Origin of the sequence: Streptomyces sp. KL116D (genome assembly GCF_030766975.1) — a bacterium.
Classification (GTDB): Bacteria; Actinomycetota; Actinomycetes; order Streptomycetales; family Streptomycetaceae; genus Streptomyces; species Streptomyces longispororuber_A.
Genome location: NZ_JASERH010000094.1, coordinates 39869 through 64106, shown reverse-complemented (window position 1 = coordinate 64106; position 24238 = coordinate 39869). Strand labels below are relative to the sequence as shown.

The following is a 24238-nucleotide window of genomic DNA, read 5'->3' as shown; positions in this document are numbered from 1 at the left end:
ATGCAGAGCCTCGCGTTGATCGACAACTGGCCGGTCCCGACCGCCGCCGCAGCCGTCGTCCGTGCGGACGGCACGGTGACGGGGACACACGGCCCCACGGACCACCGCTTCCCGCTGGCCTCGGTCACCAAGCCGCTCGCGGCCTACGCGGCACTCGTCGCGTACGAGGAGGGCGCGATCGAGCTCGACGAGCCGGCCGGCCCGGCGGGCTCGACGGTCCGGCACCTGCTGGCCCACACCAGCGGACTCGCCTTCGACGAGCACCGGACGACGTCGGAGCCGGGCACCCGGCGGCTGTACTCGAACGCGGGCTTCGAGGTCCTCGGGGACCACATCGCGAAGGCGACGGACATCCCGTTCGCCGAGTATCTGCGCCAGGCGGTGCTCGTACCGCTGGGCATGACGTCGACCTCGCTGGACGGCTCACCCGCCAAGGACGGCGTGTCGACGGTGGACGACCTGGTGCGGTTCGCCGCGGAGGTGCAGGCGCCTCGGCTCCTCGACCCGCGGACCGTGGCCGAGGCGATGACCGTGCAGTACCCGGGCACGAAGGGGGTGCTCCCGGGGTACGGGCACCAGAACCCGAACGACTGGGGGCTCGGCTTCGAGATCCGGGACCACAAGTCGCCGCACTGGACGGGGAGCTCTTCGTCGCCGCGGACGTTCGGGCACTTCGGGCAGTCCGGCACGTTCCTGTGGGTGGACCCGGCTGCCGGGGCGGCATGTGTGGCGCTCACGGACCGGGCGTTCGGGCCGTGGGCGGCAGAGGTGTGGCCGCCGTTCACCGACGCGGTGCTCGCGGAGATCTGAGCCAAGGGCCCTGGGGAAGGCTCAGCCGCTCATTTCCCAGATCAGCAACTGCGCGTCCGTCGTCGCCCGCAGTTCCAGGCCGGGCTCCGCCGTGATGCGGGCGGCGTCGCCGGGGGCCAACTCCTCTTCGCCGAGGCGCACTTCACCGTGCACCACGTGGAGGTAGACGTAGGGAGCGGCGGGCAGTTCGGCCCGGTCGCCCGGGGTCAGGCGTCGGACGTGGAGCATGGCGCCGGCCGCCGGGACGTCGTAGGGGGTCGAGTCGGCGATGCCGTGGACCACCTCGTAGGCGGGTTCGCCGCCGGGGTCGGTGGGGGCCAGCCACATCTGGATGAAGGCGAGCGGTTCGATGCCGTCGTTGCGCTCCACGTGCCGGACGCCGGCGCCGGCGCTGAGGCGCTGGACGTCGCCGGGCCGGACGACGGACTCGTGGCCGGTGGAGTCGCGGTGGGTGAGTTCGCCGGTGACGACCCAGGTGACGATCTCGGTGTGGCTGTGCGGGTGTTCCGCGAAACCGGCGCCGGGGGCGAGGTGCTCCTCGTTGCAGGCCAGGATCGCGCCGAAGCGCAGGTTGTCCGGGTCGTAGTGCGGGCCGAAGGAGAACGCGTGGCGGGAGTCGATCCCGGCATCGGGTTCGCCGCCGGGGTAGCGGTCGCCGGAGCGGCGTACGTCGATCACGGGATACACGGTAGCCCCCGCTTCCGGCCTCGTGTCGGGGTCACGTCGGACCCTCCACTCCGCTGGGCCGTCCTGATAAGGCAGTCTTGTCCCCGTGCCCCAATCGGAATCAGCGCAGCCTTCAGAGAACGAATCAGCCGGCCGTCGTCCGGACGCCCTCGCGGATGCCCACCCGCACTCGGCGACCCTGAAGCGCCTGGAGAAGTCCTCCGGGGCGCTCGCCGCGCAGGCGATCACGCGCATGGACGAGACGCTGCCCTGGTACCGGGCCATGCCGCCGGAGAACCGGTCGTGGATCGGCCTGGTCGCGCAGGCGGGTATCGCGGCGTTCACCGAGTGGTTCCGGCACCCGGACGCTCCACAGGCGATCTCGACGGACGTCTTCGGTACCGCGCCGCGGGAGCTGACGCGGGCGATCACGCTGCGCCAGACCGTGGAGATGGTGCGCACCACGATCGAGGTCATGGAGTCGGCCATCGACGAGGTGGCGGCGCCCGGTGACGAGAGCGTGCTGCGGGAGGCGCTGCTCGTGTATGCGCGGGAGATCGCGTTCGCGACCGCCCAGGTGTACGCGCAGGCGGCGGAGGCGCGGGGCGCCTGGGACGCGCGGCTCGAGTCCCTCGTGGTGAACGCGGTGCTGTCCGGGGAGGCCGACGAGGGCGCGGTCAGCCGGGCCGCGGCGCTGGGGTGGAACTCGCCGGAGCACGTGTGCGTGGTGCTCGGCACCGCTCCGGACGGCGACAGCGAGCTGACCGTGGAAGCCATCCGGCGGGCCTCGCGCCACGCCAAGCTGCAGGTCCTGACCGGTGTGCTCGGTGACCGGCTCGTGGTGATCGCGGGCGGCAGCGACAATCCGCTGGCCGTGGCGAAGTCGCTGATCGGGCCGTTCGCCGCGGGGGCGGTGGTCGCCGGGCCCGTGGTGCCCGACCTGCTCGCGGCCACCCGTTCCGCGCAGGCCGCGGCCGCCGGGCTCAAGGCGTGCGGCGCGTGGCAGGACGCTCCGCGTCCCGTTCTGGCGGACGATCTGCTTCCGGAGCGCGCGATCGCGGGAGACCCGGCTGCGCGGGACCAGTTGGTGGAGGAGATCTACAGACCGCTGGAGGAAGCGGGCTCGGCTCTGCTGGAGACGCTCAGCGTCTACCTGGAGCAGGCGAGCAGCCTCGAAGGTGCGGCCCGGATGCTCTTCGTCCACCCGAACACCGTCCGCTACCGGCTCCGACGTGTGACCGACGTCACCGGGTGGTCGCCATCGGATGTGCGCTCGGCGTTCACCTTGCGCATCGCGCTGATCCTGGGGCGTCTGGCCGACGCAGATCCCCAGTCGTAGGCTTTTGTCGGGGGTCTACAATTCCCCCTTCGGTTCTTCGTCCCTGTCCCCACGGGCGGCCCGCACCGTCCACAAGAGAGAGTGTGAGAGTGCTCGTACTCGTCGCTCCCGGCCAAGGCGCTCAGACGCCCGGCTTCCTGACCCCCTGGCTCGACCTCCCCGGTGCCGCCGACCGCGTCGCCGCGTGGTCCGACGCCATCGGACTCGACCTCGCCCACTACGGCACGCAGGCCGACGCGGACGCGATCCGTGACACGGCCGTGGCCCAGCCGCTGCTCGTGGCGGCCGGGATCCTCTCCGCCTCGGCGCTCGGCGATGTCACGCCGGGTGCGGTCGCGGGGCACAGTGTCGGCGAGTTCACCGCGGCGTCCTTCGCGGGCGTGCTGGACGACACCACCGCGCTGCAGCTGGTGCGCAAGCGCGGTCTGGCCATGGCCGAGGCCGCGGCGATCACGCAGACCGGGATGGCGGCGCTGCTCGGCGGCGACCCCGAGGTCACCGTGCCGCACCTGGAGAAGCTGGGCCTGACCCCGGCGAACGTGAACGGCGCGGGCCAGATCGTGGCCGCCGGCACGCTCGAGGAGCTGGCCGCGCTGGAGGCCGACAAGCCCGAGGGCGTGCGACGCGTGGTGCCCCTGAAGGTGGCCGGCGCGTTCCACACCCGGCACATGGCTCCCGCCGTGGCGACGCTGGAGGAGGCCGCCGCCGGGCTGGCCCCGGCCGACCCCACGGTCACGTACGTGTCGAACAAGGACGGCAGGACCGTCGCGACCGGCGCCGAGATCGTCTCCCGTCTGGTGGGCCAGGTCGCGAACCCGGTCCGCTGGGACCTGTGCATGGAGACGTTCCAGGAGCTCGGCGTGACCGCGCTGATCGAGGTGTGCCCGGGCGGCACCCTCACCGGTATCGCCAAGCGTGCGCTGCCCGGCGTCAAGACCCTCGCCCTGAAGACCCCCGACGACCTCGACGCGGCCCGCGCCCTGATCGCCGAAGCCACAGAAGCAACGGCCTGAGAAGGAGATCCGAGCAGCATGTCGAAGATCAAGCCCAGCAAGGGTGCCCCGTACGCGCGCATCCTCGGTGTCGGCGGGTACCGGCCGACGCGGGTCGTGCCGAACGAGGTGATCCTCGAGAAGATCGACTCGTCCGACGAGTGGATCCGTTCGCGCTCCGGCATCTCCACCCGCCACTGGGCCAATGACGAAGAGACCGTGGCCATGATGTCCGTCGAGGCGTCCGGCAAGGCCATCGCCGACGCGGGGATCCGGTCCGAGCAGATCGGCGCCGTGGTCGTGTCGACCGTCTCGCACTTCGCGCAGACGCCGGCCATCGCGACGGAGATCGCGGACCGGCTGGGGACGCAGAAGGCCGCGGCCTTCGACATCTCCGCGGGCTGCGCCGGCTTCGGCTACGGGCTGACCCTCGCCAAGGGCATGATCGTCGAGGGCAGCGCGGAGTACGTCCTCGTCATCGGCGTGGAGCGGCTGTCGGACCTGACCGACCTGGAGGACCGTGCGACGGCCTTCCTGTTCGGTGACGGCGCCGGTGCCGTGGTCGTCGGTCCCGCCCAGGAGCCCGCGATCGGCCCCACGGTGTGGGGTTCCGAGGGCGACAAGGCCGGGACGATCAAGCAGACCGTGCCGTGGGACACGTTCCGCAGCGGCGACGTGTCGCAGCTGCCCGTGGACTCCGAGGGCAACGTCAAGTTCCCTGCGATCACGCAGGAGGGCCAGGCGGTGTTCCGCTGGGCCGTGTTCGAGATGGCGAAGGTCGCCCAGCAGGCGCTGGACGCGGCCGGAGTCAGCGCGGACGACCTGGATGTCTTCATTCCGCACCAGGCCAACGAGCGGATCATCGACTCGATGGTGAAGACTCTGAAACTGCCGGAGCACGTCACGGTCGCCCGCGACGTGCGCACCACCGGTAACACCTCGGCCGCCTCGATTCCGCTCGCGATGGAGCGGCTCCTGGCGACCGGCGAGGCCAAGAGCGGCGACACCGCGCTCGTCATCGGCTTCGGGGCGGGTCTCGTGTACGCCGCCACGGTCGTTACCCTCCCCTAGGCATCCCCGTCCGGATCACCTGGTCCGGACGGTGTCACCACCCTGCCGCTGCCGCGGTGGGCGCCACACCCTCTGGATACACACCGAAGGAGCGCCAAGATGGCCGCCACTCAGGAAGAGATCGTCGCCGGTCTCGCCGAGATCGTGAACGAGATCGCCGGGATCCCCACCGAGGACGTCCAGCTGGACAAGTCCTTCACCGATGACCTGGACGTCGACTCGCTGTCCATGGTCGAGGTCGTCGTCGCCGCCGAAGAGCGCTTCGACGTCAAGATCCCGGACGACGACGTCAAGAACCTCAAGACCGTCGGCGACGCCACGAAGTACATCCTCGACCACCAGGCCTGAGCCACCAGCTCTCGACCTTGAGGTCAGTCGCTCCGCCACCCGGCGGTGGCGCCGCTGAATCCCTCGCATCCGTTGGAGAAAGAATTCCTGTGAGCTCGACCAATCGCACCGTGGTCGTCACCGGTATCGGCGCAACCACACCGCTGGGTGGCGACGTGACATCCACCTGGGAGGGCCTGGTCGCCGGACGTTCCGGCGTCAAGCCCCTCGAGCAGGAGTGGGCCGCCGAGCAGGCGGTCCGCATCGCGGCGCCGGTCGCCGTGGATCCGAGCGAGGTCATTCCTCGCCCGCAGGCCCGCAAGCTGGACCGCTCCGCGCAGTTCGCGCTGATCGCCGCCAAGGAGGCGTGGGCGGACGCCGGTTTCACCGACAAGGCCGGTGAGGACCCGTCCGTCGACCCCGACCGGCTGGGCGCCGTCATCGCGTCCGGCATCGGCGGCGTGACCACGCTTCTCGACCAGTACGACGTGCTGAAGGAGAAGGGCGTTCGCCGCGTCTCCCCGCACACCGTGCCGATGCTGATGCCCAACGGCCCGTCGGCCAACGTGGGCCTGGCCGTGAACGCCCGCGCGGGTGTGCACACGCCGGTCTCCGCCTGCGCGTCGGGTGCCGAGGCCATCGGCTACGGCATCGAGATGATCCGCACCGGCCGCGCCGACGTCGTCGTCTGCGGTGGCACCGAGGCGGCCATCCACCCGCTGCCCATCGCCGCGTTCGGCAACATGATGGCGATGTCCAAGAACAACGACGACCCGCAGGGCGCCTCGCGCCCCTACGACGTCGCCCGTGACGGTTTCGTCCTCGGTGAGGGCGCCGGCGTGATCGTCCTGGAGTCCGCCGAGCACGCCGCCGCGCGTGGCGCCCGCGTCTACGCGGAGGCGGTCGGCCAGGGCATCTCCGCCGACAGCCACGACATCGTGCAGCCGGAGCCGGAGGGCCGCGGCATCGCGCAGGCCCTGCAGCACCTGCTGGACAACACCGACCTGGACCCGGCCGAGATCGTGCACGTGAACGCGCACGCGACGTCGACGCCGGCCGGAGACGTGGCCGAGCTGAAGGCGCTGCGCAAGGTGTTCGGCGACGACGTCGACCACTTCGCCGTGTCCGCGACGAAGTCGATGACCGGTCACCTGCTGGGTGGCGCCGGTGGCATCGAGACCGTGGCGTCGGTGCTGGCGCTGTACCACCGGCTGGCTCCGCCGACCATCAACGTGGAGAACCTGGACCCGGAGGCCGAGGCCGCCGCCGACATCGTTCGCGGTGAGGCCCGGAAGCTGCCGGTCGAGGGACGCATCGCCGCGCTCAACGACTCGTTCGGGTTCGGTGGGCACAACGTCGTCCTGGCGTTCCGGACGATCTGACGCGTTCCGGCGCGTTCTGACGCGCTCCGGTACTCCGCCGAGCATGCGAGTGGGCCCGCCCCGGGTGACCGGGGCGGGCCCACTTCGTACGCTCGGAGGGAGCTACACCACTTGGTGGAGCCAGCGGACCGGGGCGCCCTCGCCCGCGTACCGGAAAGGCTCCAGTTCGTCGTCCCAGGGCTTGCCGAGGAGCTTGGCGACCTCGGACTCCAGGTGGCTCTCGCCGCCCTTGGAGCGGGCCAGGGCGGCGCGCAGGCGGTCCTCCGGGATGAGGATGTCGCCGTGGATGCCGGTGACGGCGTGGAAGATGCCGAGTTCGGGGGTGGCGCTGTAGCGCTCGCCCTCGGCGGCGGCGCAGGGTTCCGCCGTCACCTCGAAGCGCAGCAGCTGCCAGCCGCGCAGGGCGGAGGCGAGCTTCGCGGCCGTGCCGACCTCGCCCTGCCAGGAGAATTCCGATCTCCAGGTGCCCGGCGCGGCGGGCTGCCTGATCCAGTCGAGGCTGACGCGTGCGCCGAGTACGCCCGCGACCGCCCATTCGACGTGCGGGCACAGCGCGCGCGGTGCGGAGTGCACGTACAGAACTCCACGTGTCGTCACCGGACCTCCAGTGTGGGTGTCGAGGGTCGCCTTCCCCAGCGGCCTCGCGCCCGTGCCGAACCTTCTGTCCTTCTGTCCGAACCGAAAAGGTCCAGACAAAAAGGGACACATCTGACGTGTTGTAATTTAGCGGAACCGGTACAGCGGGGTCTCACAGGGTCGACCGGGGACCCCGGGGCGAGGCTATCGCGCAGCGGTGCAAGGAGTGTGACGTACTGTCGGTCCCGGGGCCCACAAACACCGACCTTTCACCCGGCGGGGCGCAACCCCGGCCCCCCGTACGGCGTCAGCCTGGTCGGTGCACCCGGCACGGAGGCAGCAGTGAGAGACGGAGGCGACGACGGGATGCGGAAGCGAAGCCACCGGTCAACTGCCGTGCGGGCCGCCGTCGCCACCGTGACGGCGGGCGTGCTCGGTGTCACGGCCCTCACCGCCTGTGACGCCACCGGTGACAACTCCCCCGGCCCGAAGGGTTCCACGGCCGCCGCGAAGCCGTCGCCGAAACCCACCCCGACGTGGGACACGAGCCCGCGGTCGGTTGCCGCAGTGGGCGATTCGATCACCCGGGGCTTCGACGCGTGCGGGGTGCTCGCCGACTGCCCCGAGGTGTCGTGGGCGACGGGCTCGGACTCCGGGGTGAACAGCCTCGCCGTCCGGCTCCTCGGCAAGAGCCGGGCCAGGACGCACAGTTGGAACCACGCGCGGACCGGCGCGCGGATGGCCGATCTGCCGTTGCAGATGGAGCAGGCCGGGGCGCAGCGGCCGGGTCTGGTGACGGTGATGGTCGGGGCGAACGACGCGTGCCGCTCGACCGCCGGTTCGATGACGCCCGTGGCCGCGTTCCGGGCCGACTTCGAGCGTGCGCTGCGCGGGTTGCGGAGCGAGGCGCCGAAGGCACAGGTCTATGTGGCGAGCGTGCCCGATCTGAAGCGGCTCTGGTCCGAGGGCCGGGAGAATCCGCTGGGCAAGCAGGTGTGGAAGCTGGGCATCTGCTCGTCGATGCTGGCCGATCCGGACGACGTCGACACGGCGGCCACGGCGCGGCGCGACGCGGTGCAGGAGCGCGTCGTGGCGTACAACGAGGTCCTGAAGGACGTGTGCGCGAAGGACAAGCGGTGCCGGTACGACGGGGGCGCGGTCTTCGGGTACCGGTTCGGGGAGCAGCAGTTGAGTCACTGGGACTGGTTCCACCCGAGCAAGGACGGTCAGGCCAGGCTCGCGGCGCTGGCGTATCACGGAGTGACCGCCGAAGAGCCGCCGGCCTGAGCGGGCGTAGGGTCTCGATCATGACTGGCGAACTCTTCGGCACCCTTCCCACCGGCACCGCTGTCCACCGCTGGACCCTGGAGCGGGACGGGGTGCGGGTACGCGTCCTGACGTACGGGGGCATCCTGCAGTCGGTCGAGACGCCCGACCGGGACGGGGCCATGGGCCCGATCGCGCTCGGGTTCCCCGATCTGGCCGGCTATCTGACGCACCCCGCGCCCTACTTGGGCGCCCTGGTCGGCCGGTACGCGAACCGGATCGCCGGCGGCCGGTTCCCGCTGGACGAGCGGATCTACCACCTCGCGCAGAACAACGGGCCGAACGCGCTGCACGGCGGCGAGCGCGGTTTCGACAAGCGGGTGTGGGACGCGGCGCCGGCCGGGGACCACGCGGTGCGGTTGAGCCGGGTCTCGCCGCACGGCGAGGAGGGCTTCCCGGGGCGGCTCGAGGTCTCGGCGACGTACGCGCTGGAGGAGGGCGGGGCGCTGCGGATCTCGTACGAGGCGGTGACCGACGCTCCGACGATCGTGAACCTGACGAACCACACGTACTGGAACCTGGGCGGCGCCGGTGCCGGGAACGCGGCGGGCGGTCACGAGGTGCGGATCGACGCCGGGCGGGTGACCGTCGTGGACGACGAACTGATTCCGACCGGGGAGCTGCGGGACGTGGCCGGGACGCGGTTCGACTTCCGGGAGAGCCGGAAGGTCGGGTCCGGTTACGACCACAACTACGTGCTCGACAAGGGGGTCACCGACGCGGCCGTCGCGGTCGCGGAGCTGCACGACCCGGCGTCCGGGCGGACGGTGGGCGTGGCGACGACGGAGCCCGGCCTGCAGCTCTACACCGGGGACCACTTCGACGCGGCGGTGCCGTTCGCGCCCGGTGACGGGATCGCCCTGGAGACGCAGCACTTCCCGGACTCGCCGAACCGGCCCGAGTTCCCGAGCACCGTGCTGCGGCCGGGCGAGGTGTTCCGTTCGCAGACGCTGTACGGGTTCGGCGTCCGCGGCTGAGTCCGTGGGGCGGCGGGGGTCAGGACCCGCCGCCCCGGTCGGTAGGAGCGGCCGTCAGGCGACGATCGTCTCGGTGACCCGGCCGTCGGTGAGCGAGCGGCCTGCGATCAGCTCGTACGAACCCTCCTGGTACGCCCAGGAGTCGGTGCTCTCGTCCCAGATCTCGAAGGCGCGGCGCGGGAGTTCGACGACCGCCTCGACCGTCTCGCCGGGAGCCGCGCTCACGCCCGCGAAGCCGGCCAGCCAGCGGGCGGGGCGGGCCGGGTCGGGCTCGATGGGCGCCAGGTAGAGCTGGACGACCTCGCGGCCGGGGCGCGCGCCGGTGTTGCGGACGCGGACGGTGGCGGTGGTGCCGGTCACGTCGATCGACTCGTAGGCCCAGTCGGTGTAGCCGAGGCCGTGGCCGAACGGGTAGGCGGGGGTGGCGCCGGACCGGTCCCAGGCGCGGTAGCCGATGAACACGTCCTCGGTGTACGCGAGCCGGCCGTCGGCCGGGGTCGTCCCGGTGACCGGGGCGTCCGTGAGGGAGCCCCAGGTGGTGGGGAGGCGGCCGCCCGGTTCCTCGGCGCCCAGGAGCACGTCGGCGAGGGCGTCGCCGCCCTCCTGGCCGGGGAACCAGCTGAGCAGCACGGCGGCCACGTCGTCGCGCCACGGGAGCTCCACCGGGGAGCCGGAGTTGACGACCACCACGGTGTTCGGGTTGGCGGCGGCCACGGCGCGCACCAGGTCGTCCTGGCGGCCGGGGAGGCGCAGGTCGGTGCGGTCGAAGCCCTCGGACTCGACGCGCTCGGTCGTGGCGACCACGACGACGGCGGCCTCGGCGTCCCGGGCGGCCGCGACGGCCTCCGCGATCAGGGTGTCCTCGTCGCGGCGCGGGCCGAGGTGGGTGAGGCTGAAGATCACGGCGGGCAGCGGCATCGCGAGGGACTTGTCGAGGGGGTGCTGGAGCGACACCTCGACGGTCCGGCCCTCGGTGAGGTGCACCCTGCCGCGCTCCAGCGGGGCGCCGAAGAACGCCTCGAAGGGGTCGGTCTCGCTGCCCATGGCCTGGACGCCGTCGTAGAGGACGGTGCCGTCGACGGTGAGGGTGAAGGCGCCGAGGCCGCGCGTGCCGAAGGCGTGGTCGCCGCTCTCGCGCGGGGTGAAGGTGCCCTTGATCTCGATGCTGTGCAGCGTCTCGTGGGTGACGCCGGCGGGCAGGTCGGCGCCCATCCACTGGAGCTGGCCGCTGGGCAGCGAGCCCTCGCCGATGACGTTCCCGTCGGCGTCCCGGCAGACGGCGCGCAGGGTGAACCCCTTGTCGGCGGGGGCGAGTTCGTCGCTGGGGTCGGCGCCGACGGCATAGCCGAGCGCGTCCACGGCGGCGGTCAGTCCGTCGAGCGGGGAGACGATCCGGGCGGGGAAGACGGTGGCGGAGCCGCCGCCGAGGACGCGGGCGTCGCGGGCGGCGGCGCCGATGAGCGCGATCCGGGTGGTCGGCCGCAGCGGCAGGACACCGGAGTTGCGGACGAGGACGAAGGCGCGGCGGGCGATCTCGCGGGCCAGGGCCTCGCCGTCGATCTCGGCCGGGCGCCGCGCGGGAGGCACGACCGGTTCGGCGCCTTCGAGGATGCCGACGCGGGCGGCGAGCCGCAGCACGTTCCGTACGGCCTCGTCGACCTCCGGTTCCTCGACCTCGCCCGCGCGGACGGCCGCCGCGAGGGCCGGGCCGTAGACGGTCTGCGGGCCGGGCATCGCGACGTCCAGGCCGCCCTTGACGGCGCCGGTGGTGGAGCGGGCGGCGAGCCAGTCGGAGACGTTGAAGCCGTCGAAGCCCCATTCGCCGCGCAGGACCTCGTTCACGAGGTAGCGGTGCTCGGTCATCGTCGTGCCGTTGACCTGGTTGTAGGCGGTCATGATGCCCCACGGGTGGGCGTTCGCGACGATGGCCTCGAAGGGGGCCAGGTAGAGCTCGCGCAGGGCGCGGCCGGGGACGAGGTTGTCGACGGTGAAGCGGTCGGTCTCCGCGTCGTTCGCCACGAAGTGCTTGACGGTGGTGCCGACGCCGCCGGACTGCACGCCCTGGACGTAGCCGGTGCCGATGACGCCGGTCAGGTACGGGTCCTCGCTGTACGCCTCGAAGTGGCGGCCGCCGAGCGGGGAGCGGTGCAGGTTCACGGTCGGCGCGAGCAGCACGTGGACGCCCTTGCGGCGGGCCTCCTGGGCGAGCAGGGCGCCGGCCCGGCGGGCCAGGGCCTGGTCCCAGGTGGCGGCGAGGGCGGTCGGGGACGGCAGGGCGATGGAGGGGTCGTCGGCGGTCCAGCGCACGCCGCGCACGCCGATCGGGCCGTCGGACATGACCAGGGACTTCAGGCCGATCTCGGGGATCGCGGGCAGCGACCACATGTCCTGCCCGGCGAGGAGCCGGGCCTTGGTGTCGAGGTCGAGCTTGCCGAGCGCGGCCTCGATCGCCGCCTCGCGGGCCCGGTCGTCCGCGCCGCCGTCCACGCTGTCGTCCACCTGGTTCGCCATGCCGGCGCCTCCTCGTCGAGGTCTTCGGGGTCTGAGCACCTCCATCGTGCACCCGTCACCTGTAGGTCGGTAGGTTTCGTTACTTCCACGTTATAAAGAGTGCCGGGCGCCTCCCCCGCGATGTCGTACGGTGACCGCATGAGCAGCACCAGAACCGCGCGGAGCGAGGAGCGGCGGGCCGAGATCCTGCGGGCCGCGCTCGAGGTGATCGCGGAGCGCGGGTACCGGGGCGCGAGCCTGGCGGCCGTCGCCGAACGGGTGGGGCTCACCCAGCAGGGGCTGCTGCACCACTTCCCGACGAAGGAGGCGCTGCTCGTCGCCGTCCTGGAGGAGCGGGACCAGTGGGACGCGGTGCCGAGCAGCCGGTGGCGGCTCGATCTCCTCGGGTCGCTCGTCGAGTACAACGCGATGCGGCCCGGCATCGTGCAGACCTTCTCCGCGCTGCTCGGTGAGTCGGTGACCGAGGGGCATCCGGCGCGCGCGTTCTTCACCCGGCGCTACGACGGCGTACGGGGTTCCATGGCCGAGGTGCTGCGCACCGAGTACGGCGACCGGCTGCCGGGCGGGCTCACGCCGGAGCGGGCCGCGCCGCTGCTGGTCGCCGTGATGGACGGGTTGCAGTACCAGTGGCTGCTGGACCCGGAGGGCGTGGACATGCCGCAGGCGTTCCGCGACTTCCTGGGCCTGCTCGCCGGCGGCGGCGCCGGGCCGTCCGCCCCGGAGGGGGACGGGGCCTGACCCCACCCGTCCACGACGGCGGTCACTGGTCCCAGCGCACCGCGAGGGCCTTGCTCACCGCGCACACCAGGGCGAAGACGATCGCCCAGACGTAGGCGCCGGCGAGCGCCAGGGCGGCGACTCCCGCCCCGAACCAGACCACTTCGAACGCGACCCGGCCGGCGCCGCGCGTCTTGTACCGGGCCTTCGGGGAACCGAAGAGGGCCCAGGTCATGATCATCACCGCCAGACCGGCGAGGCCCAGGAGCCAGGCGACGGGGGCCGACACGTCCCGGGTGAAGCCGTAGGCGCCGACCGCGCCGAGCGCCACGAGTTCCACGACGAAGAGGACCGCCAGGTTCGGCGCCTTCATGACGTCACCCCGGGCCGGGGCGCGCCCGCCGCGTCGTCCTCACCGGCCGCGTGCGGGTGCGGCGGCGGCCCGGCCTGGCCGCCTTCCAGCTCGCGCACCATCAAGGTCGCGCCGGCCACCGCCCCCGGCATCAGGAACACCGCCACGAACGGGACCAGGAAGGCGACCGCGAGAGGTGCGCCGAAGCCCCAGGCCAGACCCTTGCGGGATCTCAACAGGGCGAGGCGGTCACGGAGTTCGACGCCGCGGCGCTGGAGGGCCACCGACGTCAGCTCCTCCGTGAGGAAGAAGCCCGTCACGAAGAAGCCGAGCACCGGGATCACGGTCTGGCCGACGAACGGGACGAAGCCGAGCGCGAAGAGGAGGACGCCCCACAGGGCCGCGCGCAGCAGGATGCGCAGGCTGTCGCGGGCCGAGATCCACAGGTCGCGCCAGAGCGGCAGGCCGGACTCCGGGACGTCGCCGCCCTCGGCCCGGTCGACCTCTTCGGAGAGCGACTCGTAGAAGGGCTGCCCGATGAGCAGGGTCACCGCCGTGAAGGTGAGGACCGCGAGGAGCAGGGCGAGGGCGAAGAGGACCACGGCGAGGAAGCCGCGGAACAGGCCGAGCCAGGGCGACGACCAGTCGTCGGCGAACGGGGTGACCCAGGAGATGAAGTCGCTGCCCCACACGGCCAGGCAGACCAGGGCCGCCGCGTACAGGACGAGGGTGATCAGGCCGGGCAGCAGGCTCCAGCCGTACTGCTTGCCGTGCTGGGCAACCCAGCGCTGCCCCTTCATCAAATAGCCGAAGCCCGCCCCGAGATCACGCATGGCGCAAACCTTACGGGACGGGCCCGACACCGGAAAAAGGGTCAGACGGAAAGCGTGACCGTGATGTTGCCGCGGGTCGCCTTGGAGTACGGGCAGACCTGGTGGGCCTTCTCGACCAGGGACTTGGCGGTGGCCGCGTCCACGTTCGGGATCGACGCCGCGATCTCGACGATCAGGCCGAAGCCCTCGTCGTTCTTGCCGATGCCGACCTTCGCGGTGACGGTCGAACCGGTGATGTCGGCGCTCTCCTGGCGGGCGACGACGGCGAGGGCGCCCTGGAAGCAGGCGCTGTAGCCGGCCGCGAAGAGCTGCTCGGGGTTGGTGCCCGCACCCGAACCACCCTGCTCCTTGGGCGGGTTGACGACGACGTCGAGCTTGCCGTCGTCGGTGGCGACGCGGCCGTCGCGACCGTTCTCGGCGGTGGCTACGGCGGTGTAGACGACGTCGGACTGCGTGATGGCCATGACCGGCTCCCTCGTTCGGTTATTTCGTTAAGTGGAAGGAGGTTACCGAATCATGGAACATCACGGTGTGGCCTGGGTCACTCGGCGAAGATCGGTGAGGTCAGAGCTTCACGACCATCTTTCCGGTGTTGTCGCCGCGCAGGACGCCGAGGAACGCCTCCAGGTTGGCCTCGATGCCCTCGACGACGGTCTCGCGGTACTTGAGCTCGCCGGACCTGATCCAGCCGCCGACCTCCTGCACGAACTGCGGCTGCAGGTCGTAGTGGTCGCCGACGAGGAAGCCCTCGATGCGGCCGCGGGTCTGGATGAGGCGGGAGAGGTTGCGCGGGCCGGGGGCGGGCTCCGTGTTGTTGTAGACGGAGATCGCGCCGCAGACGGCGATGCGGCCGTCGCGGTTCAGGCGTGCGATGGCGGCCTCCAGGTGGTCACCGCCGACGTTGTCGAAGTAGGCGTCGACGCCGTCGGGGGCGGCCTCCTTCAGGAGCGCGTGGACGTCGCCCGTCTTGTAGTTGAAGGCCGCGTCGAAGCCGTACTCGTCGATGAGGAGCTTGACCTTCTCGTCCGAGCCCGCCGAGCCGATGACCCGCGAGGCGCCCTTCAGCTTGGCGATCTGGCCGACCTGGCCGCCGACCGCGCCCGCCGCACCGGACACGAAGACGCTGTCGCCCTCCTTGAAGGCGAGGGTGCGCAGCAGGCCCGCGTACGCGGTGAGGCCCGTCATGCCGAGGACGCCGAGGTACGTGGACAGCGGCGCGGCCTCGGGGTCGACCTTCACGGCCTGCTTGGCGTCGAACGTGGCGTACTCGCGCCAGCCGAAGAAGTGCAGGACGTGGTCGCCGACCGCGACGCCCTCGTCGTTCGAGGCGATGACGACGCCGACCGCACCGCCCTGCATGGCCTTGCCCAGCTCGTACGGCGCGACGTACGACTTCGCCGCCGACATCCGGCCGCGCATGTAGGGGTCGACCGACACGTACAGGTTCTTGACCAGGACCTGGCCCGCGGCCGGCGCGGCGACCGGGGCCTCGCGCAGCTCGAAGTCCTCGGGCTTCGGCCAGCCGACGGGGCGGCTGATCAGCACCCACTCGCGGCCGGTGGCAGGGATCTGGGGGGTGTCGGCGGACATGCGCGATCCTCGTCAGCAGTAGGGAAAAGTATTTCAGTACCTGAAACAACCATGCTCCTGAATATTTCAGGATGTCAAGTAACTGGGTACCCTGGAGCCCATGACCGCCACACGTTCCCCCCGGATGGATCCGCTCACGCTGGAAGTCGTCGAGCTGATCGGCGAGGTCGTCGCGCGCTATCACCAGGAGTTCGACGAGGCCGCGGCGGAGCACGGGCTCACGGGGGCGCAGGCGCGGGTGCTCGGGCTGCTGTCGCTCGAACCGCTGCCGATGCGGCAGGTCGCGCAGCGCCTCAAGTGCGAGCCGTCGAACGTGACGGGGATCGTGGACCGCCTGGAGGCCAGGGGGCTCGTGGAGCGGCAGCCGTCACCGGGTGACCGGCGGGTCAAGGTGGCCGTGCCCACGGCGGAGGGGCGCCGGCTCGCCCGCGTCCTGCGGGAGTCGCTGGACTTCGCGCGGGAGCCGCTGGCCGGGCTCTCCCGGGAGGAGCGGGTGGCGTTCCGGGGGATGCTGCGCCGGATGCTCGGGATCGACTGACCCCCGCACCCTCGGGGCATCCCTCAGGTGCACCACCACAGGAACCGCTCGCACGTCTCCGAGGGGGACGGCTGGGCGGTGGGCTTCGTGGCCGTCGGACGCGGCGCGGCGGTGGTCGGGCGCGCCGTGGACGGCGAGTCGGGCGGTGAACTGGCCGCGGCCGACGTGGAGTTGACCGGAGTGTCCCGCTGCTCGGTGCCGGGTGACGTCGACGGCGCCTCGCTGCTCGGGCTCGGGGACGCCGACGGCGGCGCGGACTCGGCGGAGGACGAGGGCGGCGCGGTGGGCGCGGCCGGGTCCGGGTCGGCGGAGGTGGGGGACGCCTCCTCGGCGTCCGCGCCGACGTCGGACACGTCGGGGGCAGCCTGGGGCTCCGTACCCCCGGAGGACTCCGTGGCGAGCTCGGCGAGGCCGAGGCCGCCCGCCGCGAGGACCAGGCCCGCGGAGGCGAGCAGGATGCGGCCGCGGCGCCGCCGGTGCGCGGCGCGGACGCGGCGCCGGCTGCGGTTGCGGCCGCGCGGCCCGACCGGATCCTCCCGCGCCGCCGTCTCGGTCTCCTCGGCCGCCTCCTGCGCGGCGAGCGCCTCGGCGTAGGCGCGCACGGCGTCGGCGGGGGTGCCGCAGCCCGGGCAGGCGAGAGCGCCGTTGAGGTGTCTGCGGCACGGGTGGCAGTAGTCCATGACGTAGGGAGGCTAGGCGCCGGGTCGGTAACGGAAAAAGCCGGTGCTGTGAATCTTCTGTGCGGAAGAGCCCGTTCCGACCAGCACTGTTCGGTGCAGACCCATTGACACTCCCCCAGGCCCGTCCTTACTGTCACGCCAGCATTTCGAACGTGTGACGAAATATCGAACAGCACAGGGGGCAACTGCCTTGCGCATCACGGGAATCAGCACGCATGTGGTCGGGACTCCGTGGCGGAATCTGACCTACGTCCAGGTGCACACCGACGAGGGCATCACGGGCGTCGGCGAGACCCGGATGCTGGGCCACACCGACGCGCTCATCGGCTACTTGAACGAGGCCAAGGCCAACCACATTCTCGGCTCCGACCCGTTCGCCGTCGAGGACCTGGTCAAGCGAATGAAGTACGGCGACTACGGCCGGGCCGGCGAGATCGTCATGTCCGGCATCGCCGTGATCGAGATGGCCTGCTGGGACATCAAGGGCAAGGCGCTGGGCGTCCCGGTCTGGCAGCTGCTCGGCGGCAAGGTCACCGACAAGGTCAAGGCGTACGCCAACGGCTGGTACACCACGGAGCGGACGCCCGAGGCGTACCACAAGGCCGCGCGCGCGGTGATGGAGCGCGGGTACAAGGCACTGAAGATCGACCCGTTCGGCACCGGGCACTTCGAGCTGGACCACGAGCAGTCGCTGTACGCGGTGTCGCTGATCGAGGCCGTGCGCGACGCCATCGGCCCCGACGCGGAGCTGATGCTGGAGATGCACGGCCGGTTCTCCCCCGCCACGGCGATCCGGCTGGCCCGCGACCTCGCGCCGTTCAAGCCCGCGTGGCTGGAGGAGCCGGTGCCGCCGGAGAACCTCAAGGCGCTGGAGAAGGTCGCCGCGAAGGTCGACATGCCGGTCGCCACCGGTGAGCGGATCCACGACCGGATCGAGTTCCGGGAGCTCTTCGAGAGCCAGGCCGCGGACATCATCCAGCCCGACGTCGGCCACATCGGCGGCATCTGGGAGACCCGGAAGCTCGCCGCGACGGCCGAGGCGCACTACGTGCTGGTCGCCCCGCACAACGTGGGCGGGCCCGTGCTCACCGCCGCCTCGCTCCAGGTCGGCTTCACCTCGCCCAACTTCAAGATCCTCGAGCACTTCAACGACTTCGCGGACGCCGACATCAAGAAGGTCGTCAAGGGCGCGCCGCAGGTCGTGGACGGCTACTTCGAGCTGTCGCACGAGCCCGGCCTCGGCGTCGAGCTCGACGTCGACGCCGCCGCCGAGTTCCCGCAGCAGCAGGCCCGGTTCGACCTGTGGGCCGAGGGCTGGGAGAAGCGCGACCCCAAGGCGGGCAAGTGAGCTCCGCGGTCGTCGTCGACGCCCCCGGGCAGCACCGGCTCGTCGCGCACGAGCCGGCCGCGCCGGGGCCCGGCGAGGCCCGGGTGCGGGTGCACGCCGTGGGCATCTGCGGCAGCGACCGCGAGGTGTACCAGGGCAACCGGCCCGAGGGCTACGTGCGCTATCCGCTGACCCCCGGACACGAGTGGTCCGGCGTGGTGGAAGCGGTGGGCGACGGGGTCCCGGCGACGCTGACCGGCCGGAAGGTCGTCGGCGAGGGGTTCCGGAACTGCCAGGTGTGCGACCGCTGCCACGCCGGTGAGACGACGCTGTGCACCGCCGGGTACGAGGAGACGGGCTTCACGCAGCCGGGGGCGATGGCGACGACGCTGGTGCTGCCCGCGCGCCTGCTGCACGTCCTGCCGGACGACGCCGACCTGTCGGCAGCGGCGCTGCTCGAACCCGCCGCGTGCATCGCCGCCGCCGCGCTCAAGGCGGAGGCGCGGCCCGGGGACCGGGTGGCCGTCGTCGGCACCGGGACGCTCGGCATGTTCGCCGTGCAGTTCCTCGCGGCGGGCTCGCCCGCCGAGCTGCTCGTCGTCGGCTCGCGGGACGAACGGGCCGCGCTGTCGCGGCAGTTCGGGGCGACCGACTTCAAGCTGCGCGGGGACGAGCTGCCGGACGACTTCGACGTGGTCATCGAGACCGCCGGGTCCGCCTCCGCCGCGCGCACCGCGGCGTCGCTGCTGCGGCGGGGCGGGCGCCTGGTGCTCACCGGGATCCCGGCGGCCGGGGCGGACGGGCTCGACCCGACCGACCTGGTGGTGCGGCAGCTGGAGGTGCGGACCGTCTTCGGGGCCGCGCCGGACGCGTGGGCGCACGCCGTGCGGGTGTTCGGGGCGGGGCTGCTCGATCCGGCGCCGCTGGTGACGCACGAGGTGCCGCTGGAGCGGTTCGCCGAGGCCATCGAGCTGGTGGGGGCCGGGGACCCGAAGGTGGGGAAGGTGCTGTTGCGGCCTTAGTCCCGGCGGGGATTCCGCCCGCTCACGGGGTTCGCGACCGGCAGGATCCGAACTCCGTTCGACATGTCGAACCCAGTGGAACGTCACTTGAACGTAAGGACCAGCGTGACCGACTCACCCCGCCAGTCCGGCGAACCCGCCCTCTCCGCCCTCGGCCTGAGCGCCCCGGCGCCGGACCCGGCGGACGCCTCCCCGCACGCCTTCCCCGACGGCGGCACGTGGCGCGTCGAGATCCCGTCCGTGGAGGGCCCCGAGGCCGTCGGCGTCGTCCTCAAGGAGGCCTCGCGGCTCGACGTCCCGATCCACCGCATCAGCCAGGGCAGCGGCGTCTGGATGCTGCGGGACACCGAGATCGTCGAGATGGTCGAGGCGACCGCCGAGCGCGACATCGAGCTGTGCCTGTTCACCGGCCCGCGCGGCACCTGGGACACCGGCGCCTCCGTGCGCACGGACTCCCGCGGCGCCGGCCTGCGGGCCCGTGGCCACGATGCCGTCGCCGGCTGCGTCGAGGACGCCGTCCGGGCCGTGGAGCTGGGCGTGAAGTGCCTGCTCGTCGCCGACGAGGGCGTGCTGTGGGCGCTGCACCGGGCGCGTACCCAGGGCATCATCCCCGCCGACACCACGCTCAAGGTGTCCGCGCTCATCGGGCCCGTGAACCCGGCCTCGTACGCCGTGTTCGAGCAGCTGGGCGCGGACTCGCTGAACGTGCCCAGCGACCTGACGCTCGCCCATCTCACCGAGATCCGCCGGGTGTCGGCCGCCCCGATGGACATGTACGTCGAGGCTCCCGATGATCTGGGCGGCTATGTCCGGATGTACGAGATCGCCGAACTGGTGCGCCGCGGCGCCCCGCTGTACCTGAAGTTCGGACTGGCGAAGGCGCCCGCCATCTATCCGTACGGCGCCCATCTGCGGGACGTCACCCTCGACACCGCGCGCGAGCGGGTGCGCAGGGGACGGCTCGCGCTGGATCTGCTGGCACGGCACGGAGCCGGTGACGGAATGTCGCCGCTCGGCTCCCGGCTGCCCGGCGATCTCAAGCGCTTCAACACGGCCCAATAACGTTCCGGAAACACAACTTCCCAGATTCAGACAAGGCCGCGCAGAATCCGACGCACCTCCTCTCGGTCAACCCCCGCTCCTCGTCAGCGACTTCGCACCTCCCGACCGAGCTCTGCACTCTCACATCAAGGATGATGACCATGCGAAACCGCCGAGCCGCTCTCGGAGCGATAGCCGCCACCGCCTCCCTCGCGCTGACCCTGACCGCCTGCGGCCAGGACAGCGAGGGCGGCAAGGACGAGGGCAAGAAGAGCGCCGAAGGATCGACCGTCGGCATCGCGATGCCGACGAAGTCCTCCGAGCGCTGGATCGCGGACGGCAACAACGTTGTCAAGTCCCTGAAGGCGAAGGGCTACAAGACCAAGCTGGTGTTCGGTGAGGACGACCCCGACCAGCAGGTCTCCCAGATCGAGAACATGATCACGCAGGGCGTCTCCGCGCTGATCGTCGCCGCGATCGACAACAAGTCGCTCAGCTCGGTGCTCCAGCAGGCCGCCGACGCCGACATCCCGGTCATCGCGTACGACCGCCTCATCCTCGACTCGAAGAACGTCAGCTACTACGCGACGTTCGACAACGAGAAGGTCGGCGAGCTCCAGGCCGGTTCGCTGGTCACCAAGCTCGGCCTCGACCAGGGCAAGAAGGGCCCGTTCAACGTCGAGCTGTTCGCCGGCTCCAACGACGACAACAACACCAAGTACTTCTTCAACGGCGCGATGAAGACGCTCCAGCCGTACATCGACAAGAAGCAGGTCGTCGTCAAGTCCGGCCAGACCAAGCTCAACCAGGTCACCACGCTGCGCTGGGACGGCGCCACCGCCCAGAAGCGCATGGACGACATCCTGACCTCGACGTACAAGGGCAGCAACCGCGTGGACGCGGTGCTCTCCCCGTACGACGGCATCTCGATCGGCATCCTCTCCGCCCTGAAGTCGGACGGCTACGGCTCCAAGTCCAAGCCGCTGCCGGCCGTCTCCGGCCAGGACGCCGAGGTCGCCTCGGTGAAGTCGATCATCGCGGACGAGCAGTACTCGACCGTCTACAAGGACACCCGCGAGCTGGCCAAGGTCGCGGTGACCATGGTCGACGACGTGCTGCACGACAAGAAGCCCGAGGTCAACGACACCAAGACGTACGACAACGGCGCCAAGGTCGTCCCCTCGTACCTGCTCAAGCCCGTCCTGGTCACCAAGGACAACTACGCGAAGGAGCTCATCGACGGCGGCTACTACACCAAGGCCGACCTGGGCCAGTAAGTAACCCCGTCCGACCACTAGTTGAAGGGCACGACCATGGCGGGACCCGTCCTGGAAATGCGCTCGATCGTCAAGACCTTTCCCGGTGTCAAAGCGCTCTCGGACGTCACGCTGACGGTACGTCAGGGCGAGGTCCACGCCATCTGCGGTGAGAACGGCGCCGGGAAGTCCACCTTGATGAAGGTGCTCTCCGGCGTCCATCCGCACGGCACGTACGAGGGGGAGATCCTCTTCGAGGGGAACCCCTGCGAGTTCAAGGACATCAACGCGTCCGAGAAGCGCGGCATCGTGATCATCCACCAGGAGCTGGCCCTCGTGCCGTTCCTGTCGATCGCCGAGAACATGTTCCTCGGCAACGAGCACGCCACCCGCGGGATGATCGACTGGCGCGAGACCCTGCGGCACGCCACCCGGCAGCTCCGCCGGGTCGGCCTGTCCGAGAACCCCAACACCCGGATCGCCGACATCGGTGTCGGCAAGCAGCAGCTCGTGGAGATCGCCAAGGCGCTCGCCAAGGACGTGAAGCTGCTGATCCTGGACGAGCCGACCGCGTCGCTGAACGACGAGGACTCCGGCAAACTCCTGGACCTGATCCTGGAGTTGAAGGAACAGGGCATCACCTCGATCATCATCTCGCACAAGCTGAACGAGATCCGTCGCGTCGCCGACTCGGTGACGATCCTGCGCGACGGCCGCACCATCGAGACCCTCGACGTGCACGCCGAGGAGACCAGCGAGGACCGGATCATCTCCGGGATGGTCGGCCGCGACCTGGAGCACCGCTTCCCCGAGCGGACCCCGCACCACGCCGAGGAGGGCGCGGCGCCGGCCCTGGAGATCCGCAACTGGACCGTGCACCACCCCATCGACCGGGAGCGCAAGGTCGTCGACGACGTGTCGGTCCAGGTCCGCCGCGGCGAGATCGTCGGCATCGCGGGCCTGATGGGCGCCGGCCGCACCGAGCTCGCGATGAGCGTCTTCGGCCGGACCTACGGCCGGTACGCGGGCGGCACCGTCCTCAAGGACGGCACGGAGATCCGCACCAAGTCGGTCGCGGACGCCGTCGCGCACGGCATCGCCTACGCGACGGAGGACCGCAAGCACTACGGCCTCAACCTCATCGACACCATCAACCGCAACATCTCCCTGGCGGCGCTCGGCAAGGTCTCCAAGCGGGGCGTGGTCGACGAGCACGGTGAGCGGCAGGTCGCCGAGGAGTACCGCAAGTCGATGAACATCAAGGCCCCGACGGTCTTCGAACCGGCGGGCAAGCTGTCGGGCGGCAACCAGCAGAAGGTCGTCCTCAGCAAGTGGATCTTCGCGGGTCCCGACGTGCTCATCCTCGACGAGCCGACCCGCGGGATCGACGTCGGCGCCAAGTACGAGATCTACACGGTCATCGACAAGCTCGCGGCCGAGGGCAAGGCGGTGGTGTTCATCTCCTCCGAGCTGCCCGAACTGCTCGGCATGTGCGACCGCATCTACACGATGAGCGCGGGACGGCTGACCGGTGAGGTCGCCCGCGCGGAGGCGACGCAGGAGTCCCTGATGCGCCTGATGACCAAGGACAAGAACGGGACAGAAGAGGTAACACGATGAGCACGGACGTGATGGACAAGTCCCCGGCGCCCGCGCCGCCGGGCAAGGGCGGCGGCGCCGGCGCCGGGGGCGGGCTGCTGCACCTCGTGCTCGACGGGATGCGCCGCAACATGCGCCAGTACGGCATGCTGCTCGCGCTCGGCCTGCTCGTGATCGTCTTCGCGATCTGGACGAACGGCGACCTGATCCTGCCGCGCAACGTCTCCAACCTGGTGCTGCAGAACAGCTACATCCTGATCCTCGCGATCGGCATGATGCTGGTCATCATCGCCGGGCACATCGACCTGTCGGTCGGCTCGCTGACCGCCTTCGTCGGCTCGACGGCGGCCGTCCTCATGGTCAGCCACGACGTGGCCTGGCCCGTCGCGGCCGTCATCTGCCTCGCGATGGGCGCCGCCGCCGGTTCCATCCAGGGCTGGCTGATCGCGTACGGAGGCATACCCTCCTTCATCGTGACGCTGGCGGGCATGCTGGTGTGGCGCGGTCTCACCGAGATCCTGCTGAAGGGGCAGACCCTCGGCCCGTTCCCGGAGGGCCTGGGCAAGCTCGGCAACGGCTTCCTGCCCGAGGTCGGCCCGAACACCAACTACCACAACCTGACGCTGCTGCTCGGTGTCGTGCTCGCCGCCGCCGTGGTGATCCAGGAGCTGCGCGACCGGCGCCGCCAGCAGGAGTTCGCGCTCGAACTGCCGCCGTTCAACCTGTTCGTGCTGAAGCTGATCGCGATCGTCGCCGCCATCGCCGTGGTGACGATGCTGCTCGCCAGCTACAAGGGCGCCCCGATCGTCCTGCTCATCCTCGGTGTGCTGGTCGTCGGCTACGGCTACCTGATGCGCAACTCCATCTTCGGCCGGCACATCTACGCCATCGGCGGCAACCTCCCGGCGGCGAAGCTCTCCGGCGTCAAGGACAAGAAGGTCTCCTTCTACGTCTTCCTGAACATGGGCGTGCTCGCGGCCCTGGCCGGTCTGGTCGTCGCGGCCCGCCTCAACGCGGCCTCGCCGAAGGCGGGCCTCAACTTCGAACTGGAGGCCATCGCCGCGTCGTTCATCGGCGGCGCGTCCATGAGCGGCGGCGTCGGTACCGTCCTCGGCGCGATCATCGGCGGTCTCGTCCTCGGCGTGCTGAACAACGGCATGAACCTGCTGGGCGTCGGCTCCGACTGGCAGTCGGTGATCAAGGGGCTCGCGCTGCTCGCCGCGGTCGGCTTCGACGTGTGGAACAAGCGTCGCGTCGGTTCGTAACAGCTTCTCCGGAAAGTTCGCACGTCGCACGTCGCTCGTCA

General features: G+C 71.0%; 24 protein-coding genes. 16 read left to right on the top strand and 8 right to left on the bottom strand.

Annotation, left to right across the window (positions count from 1 at the left end):
• Positions 1-810 (top strand): serine hydrolase domain-containing protein, encoded by an 810-nt coding sequence (locus RBJ77_RS37390; RefSeq protein WP_372349005.1) that lies wholly within the window; start codon positions 1-3, stop codon positions 808-810.
• A gap of 21 nt (positions 811-831) precedes the next feature.
• Here the strand turns inward: RBJ77_RS37390 and RBJ77_RS37385 are convergent, their stop codons facing one another.
• Positions 832-1488, bottom strand: coding sequence for a pirin family protein (locus tag RBJ77_RS37385; RefSeq protein ID WP_372349004.1), 657 nt, complete (start codon positions 1486-1488; stop codon positions 832-834).
• 94 nt (positions 1489-1582) lie between these two features.
• Between RBJ77_RS37385 and fasR the strand changes: the two genes are divergently transcribed.
• The 5 genes from fasR to RBJ77_RS37360 all read left to right on the top strand — a co-directional run bounded on the left by fasR (position 1583) and on the right by RBJ77_RS37360 (position 6587).
• Entirely contained in the window at positions 1583-2815 is a 1233-nt protein-coding gene (gene fasR, locus RBJ77_RS37380; protein WP_372349003.1) for a fatty acid biosynthesis transcriptional regulator FasR, read from the top strand.
• Between the two features lie 89 nt (positions 2816-2904).
• A complete protein-coding gene (locus RBJ77_RS37375) occupies positions 2905-3828 on the top strand; it encodes an ACP S-malonyltransferase (protein ID WP_372349002.1) in 924 nt (307 codons plus the stop codon).
• A gap of 18 nt (positions 3829-3846) precedes the next feature.
• Positions 3847-4878, top strand: coding sequence for a ketoacyl-ACP synthase III (locus tag RBJ77_RS37370; protein ID WP_372349001.1), 1032 nt, complete (start codon positions 3847-3849; stop codon positions 4876-4878).
• A 99-nt stretch (positions 4879-4977) separates the two neighbouring features.
• The gene (locus RBJ77_RS37365; protein WP_018530896.1) at positions 4978-5226 is read left to right on the top strand and encodes an acyl carrier protein; all 249 of its coding nucleotides are present in this window, start codon (positions 4978-4980) and stop codon (positions 5224-5226) included.
• An 89-nt stretch (positions 5227-5315) separates the two neighbouring features.
• Positions 5316-6587 (top strand): beta-ketoacyl synthase, encoded by a 1272-nt coding sequence (locus RBJ77_RS37360; protein WP_372349000.1) that lies wholly within the window; start codon positions 5316-5318, stop codon positions 6585-6587.
• A 102-nt stretch (positions 6588-6689) separates the two neighbouring features.
• Here RBJ77_RS37360 and RBJ77_RS37355 read toward each other — a convergent pair whose 3' ends face one another.
• Positions 6690-7184: a DUF3145 domain-containing protein gene (locus RBJ77_RS37355; protein ID WP_255969334.1), complete on the bottom strand. Its 495-nt coding sequence runs from the start codon at positions 7182-7184 to the stop codon at positions 6690-6692.
• Between the two features lie 345 nt (positions 7185-7529).
• Between RBJ77_RS37355 and RBJ77_RS37350 the strand changes: the two genes are divergently transcribed.
• Positions 7530-8450 (top strand): SGNH/GDSL hydrolase family protein, encoded by a 921-nt coding sequence (locus tag RBJ77_RS37350; protein ID WP_372348999.1) that lies wholly within the window; start codon positions 7530-7532, stop codon positions 8448-8450.
• Positions 8451-8470: 20 nt separating this feature from the next.
• Positions 8471-9466: an aldose epimerase family protein gene (locus RBJ77_RS37345; RefSeq protein ID WP_372348998.1), complete on the top strand. Its 996-nt coding sequence runs from the start codon at positions 8471-8473 to the stop codon at positions 9464-9466.
• 54 nt (positions 9467-9520) lie between these two features.
• Here RBJ77_RS37345 and RBJ77_RS37340 read toward each other — a convergent pair whose 3' ends face one another.
• Positions 9521-11977 (bottom strand): beta-glucosidase, encoded by a 2457-nt coding sequence (locus tag RBJ77_RS37340; RefSeq protein WP_372348997.1) that lies wholly within the window; start codon positions 11975-11977, stop codon positions 9521-9523.
• A gap of 120 nt (positions 11978-12097) precedes the next feature.
• Here RBJ77_RS37340 and RBJ77_RS37335 point away from each other — a divergent pair, with 120 nt between their 5' ends.
• Positions 12098-12715 (top strand): TetR/AcrR family transcriptional regulator, encoded by a 618-nt coding sequence (locus RBJ77_RS37335; protein ID WP_372349030.1) that lies wholly within the window; start codon positions 12098-12100, stop codon positions 12713-12715.
• Between the two features lie 22 nt (positions 12716-12737).
• Here RBJ77_RS37335 and RBJ77_RS37330 read toward each other — a convergent pair whose 3' ends face one another.
• The 4 genes from RBJ77_RS37330 to RBJ77_RS37315 form a co-directional block, all read right to left on the bottom strand.
• Positions 12738-13067: a YrdB family protein gene (locus tag RBJ77_RS37330; RefSeq protein ID WP_372348996.1), complete on the bottom strand. Its 330-nt coding sequence runs from the start codon at positions 13065-13067 to the stop codon at positions 12738-12740.
• Entirely contained in the window at positions 13064-13879 is an 816-nt protein-coding gene (locus RBJ77_RS37325; protein ID WP_372348995.1) for an EI24 domain-containing protein, read from the bottom strand. Before RBJ77_RS37325 ends, RBJ77_RS37330 begins: the two co-directional genes overlap by 4 nt.
• Before the next feature lie 41 nt (positions 13880-13920).
• Positions 13921-14343 (bottom strand): organic hydroperoxide resistance protein, encoded by a 423-nt coding sequence (locus RBJ77_RS37320; RefSeq protein ID WP_255969344.1) that lies wholly within the window; start codon positions 14341-14343, stop codon positions 13921-13923.
• Between the two features lie 100 nt (positions 14344-14443).
• Positions 14444-15469 carry an NADP-dependent oxidoreductase gene (locus tag RBJ77_RS37315; RefSeq protein WP_372348994.1) on the bottom strand — a complete coding sequence of 342 codons (1026 nt, stop codon included), beginning with the start codon at positions 15467-15469 and terminating at the stop codon, positions 14444-14446.
• 100 nt (positions 15470-15569) lie between these two features.
• Between RBJ77_RS37315 and RBJ77_RS37310 the strand changes: the two genes are divergently transcribed.
• Entirely contained in the window at positions 15570-16007 is a 438-nt protein-coding gene (locus RBJ77_RS37310) for a MarR family winged helix-turn-helix transcriptional regulator (protein ID WP_255969349.1), read from the top strand.
• Positions 16008-16030: 23 nt separating this feature from the next.
• Here the strand turns inward: RBJ77_RS37310 and RBJ77_RS37305 are convergent, their stop codons facing one another.
• Entirely contained in the window at positions 16031-16687 is a 657-nt protein-coding gene (locus RBJ77_RS37305; RefSeq protein ID WP_372348993.1) for a hypothetical protein, read from the bottom strand.
• A 190-nt stretch (positions 16688-16877) separates the two neighbouring features.
• Here RBJ77_RS37305 and RBJ77_RS37300 point away from each other — a divergent pair, with 190 nt between their 5' ends.
• From RBJ77_RS37300 to mmsB, 6 genes are all read left to right on the top strand, one after another.
• Positions 16878-18035, top strand: a complete 1158-nt coding sequence (locus tag RBJ77_RS37300) for a mandelate racemase/muconate lactonizing enzyme family protein (RefSeq protein ID WP_372348992.1) — start codon at positions 16878-16880, stop codon at positions 18033-18035.
• A complete protein-coding gene (locus RBJ77_RS37295) occupies positions 18032-19036 on the top strand; it encodes a zinc-binding dehydrogenase (RefSeq protein WP_372348991.1) in 1005 nt (334 codons plus the stop codon). The genes RBJ77_RS37300 and RBJ77_RS37295 overlap by 4 nt, the downstream gene beginning before the upstream one ends.
• A 105-nt stretch (positions 19037-19141) precedes the next feature.
• Positions 19142-20098, top strand: coding sequence for a hypothetical protein (locus RBJ77_RS37290; RefSeq protein WP_372348990.1), 957 nt, complete (start codon positions 19142-19144; stop codon positions 20096-20098).
• A 140-nt stretch (positions 20099-20238) separates the two neighbouring features.
• On the top strand, positions 20239-21354 hold the full coding sequence (gene chvE / locus RBJ77_RS37285; RefSeq protein WP_372348989.1) for a multiple monosaccharide ABC transporter substrate-binding protein: 1116 nt from the start codon (positions 20239-20241) through the stop codon (positions 21352-21354).
• A 36-nt stretch (positions 21355-21390) separates the two neighbouring features.
• Entirely contained in the window at positions 21391-22953 is a 1563-nt protein-coding gene (gene mmsA, locus RBJ77_RS37280) for a multiple monosaccharide ABC transporter ATP-binding protein (protein WP_372348988.1), read from the top strand.
• Complete coding sequence (gene mmsB / locus RBJ77_RS37275; RefSeq protein ID WP_255969370.1) at positions 22950-24197, top strand: multiple monosaccharide ABC transporter permease; 1248 nt, start codon at positions 22950-22952, stop codon at positions 24195-24197. Before mmsA ends, mmsB begins: the two co-directional genes overlap by 4 nt.
• Positions 24198-24238: the final 41 nt, after the last annotated feature.

Excerpts from the sequence above, each read along its gene's own strand:
- RBJ77_RS37305 (WP_372348993.1), bottom strand. The coding sequence starts at position 16,687 with ATGGACTACTGCCACCCGTGCCGCAGACACCTCAACGGCGCTCTCGCC.
- mmsB (WP_255969370.1), top strand. The coding sequence starts at position 22,950 with ATGAGCACGGACGTGATGGACAAGTCCCCGGCGCCCGCGCCGCCGGGC.
- RBJ77_RS37335 (WP_372349030.1), top strand. The coding sequence starts at position 12,098 with ATGTCGTACGGTGACCGCATGAGCAGCACCAGAACCGCGCGGAGCGAG.
- RBJ77_RS37350 (WP_372348999.1), top strand. The coding sequence starts at position 7,530 with ATGCGGAAGCGAAGCCACCGGTCAACTGCCGTGCGGGCCGCCGTCGCC.
- RBJ77_RS37345 (WP_372348998.1), top strand. The coding sequence starts at position 8,471 with ATGACTGGCGAACTCTTCGGCACCCTTCCCACCGGCACCGCTGTCCAC.
- RBJ77_RS37365 (WP_018530896.1), top strand. The coding sequence starts at position 4,978 with ATGGCCGCCACTCAGGAAGAGATCGTCGCCGGTCTCGCCGAGATCGTG.
- RBJ77_RS37315 (WP_372348994.1), bottom strand. The coding sequence starts at position 15,469 with ATGTCCGCCGACACCCCCCAGATCCCTGCCACCGGCCGCGAGTGGGTG.
- RBJ77_RS37325 (WP_372348995.1), bottom strand. The coding sequence starts at position 13,879 with ATGCGTGATCTCGGGGCGGGCTTCGGCTATTTGATGAAGGGGCAGCGC.
- RBJ77_RS37330 (WP_372348996.1), bottom strand. The coding sequence starts at position 13,067 with ATGAAGGCGCCGAACCTGGCGGTCCTCTTCGTCGTGGAACTCGTGGCG.
- chvE (WP_372348989.1), top strand. The coding sequence starts at position 20,239 with ATGCGAAACCGCCGAGCCGCTCTCGGAGCGATAGCCGCCACCGCCTCC.
- RBJ77_RS37320 (WP_255969344.1), bottom strand. The coding sequence starts at position 14,343 with ATGGCCATCACGCAGTCCGACGTCGTCTACACCGCCGTAGCCACCGCC.
- RBJ77_RS37390 (WP_372349005.1), top strand. The coding sequence starts at position 1 with ATGCAGAGCCTCGCGTTGATCGACAACTGGCCGGTCCCGACCGCCGCC.
- mmsA (WP_372348988.1), top strand. The coding sequence starts at position 21,391 with ATGGCGGGACCCGTCCTGGAAATGCGCTCGATCGTCAAGACCTTTCCC.
- RBJ77_RS37310 (WP_255969349.1), top strand. The coding sequence starts at position 15,570 with ATGACCGCCACACGTTCCCCCCGGATGGATCCGCTCACGCTGGAAGTC.
- RBJ77_RS37370 (WP_372349001.1), top strand. The coding sequence starts at position 3,847 with ATGTCGAAGATCAAGCCCAGCAAGGGTGCCCCGTACGCGCGCATCCTC.
- RBJ77_RS37340 (WP_372348997.1), bottom strand. The coding sequence starts at position 11,977 with ATGGCGAACCAGGTGGACGACAGCGTGGACGGCGGCGCGGACGACCGG.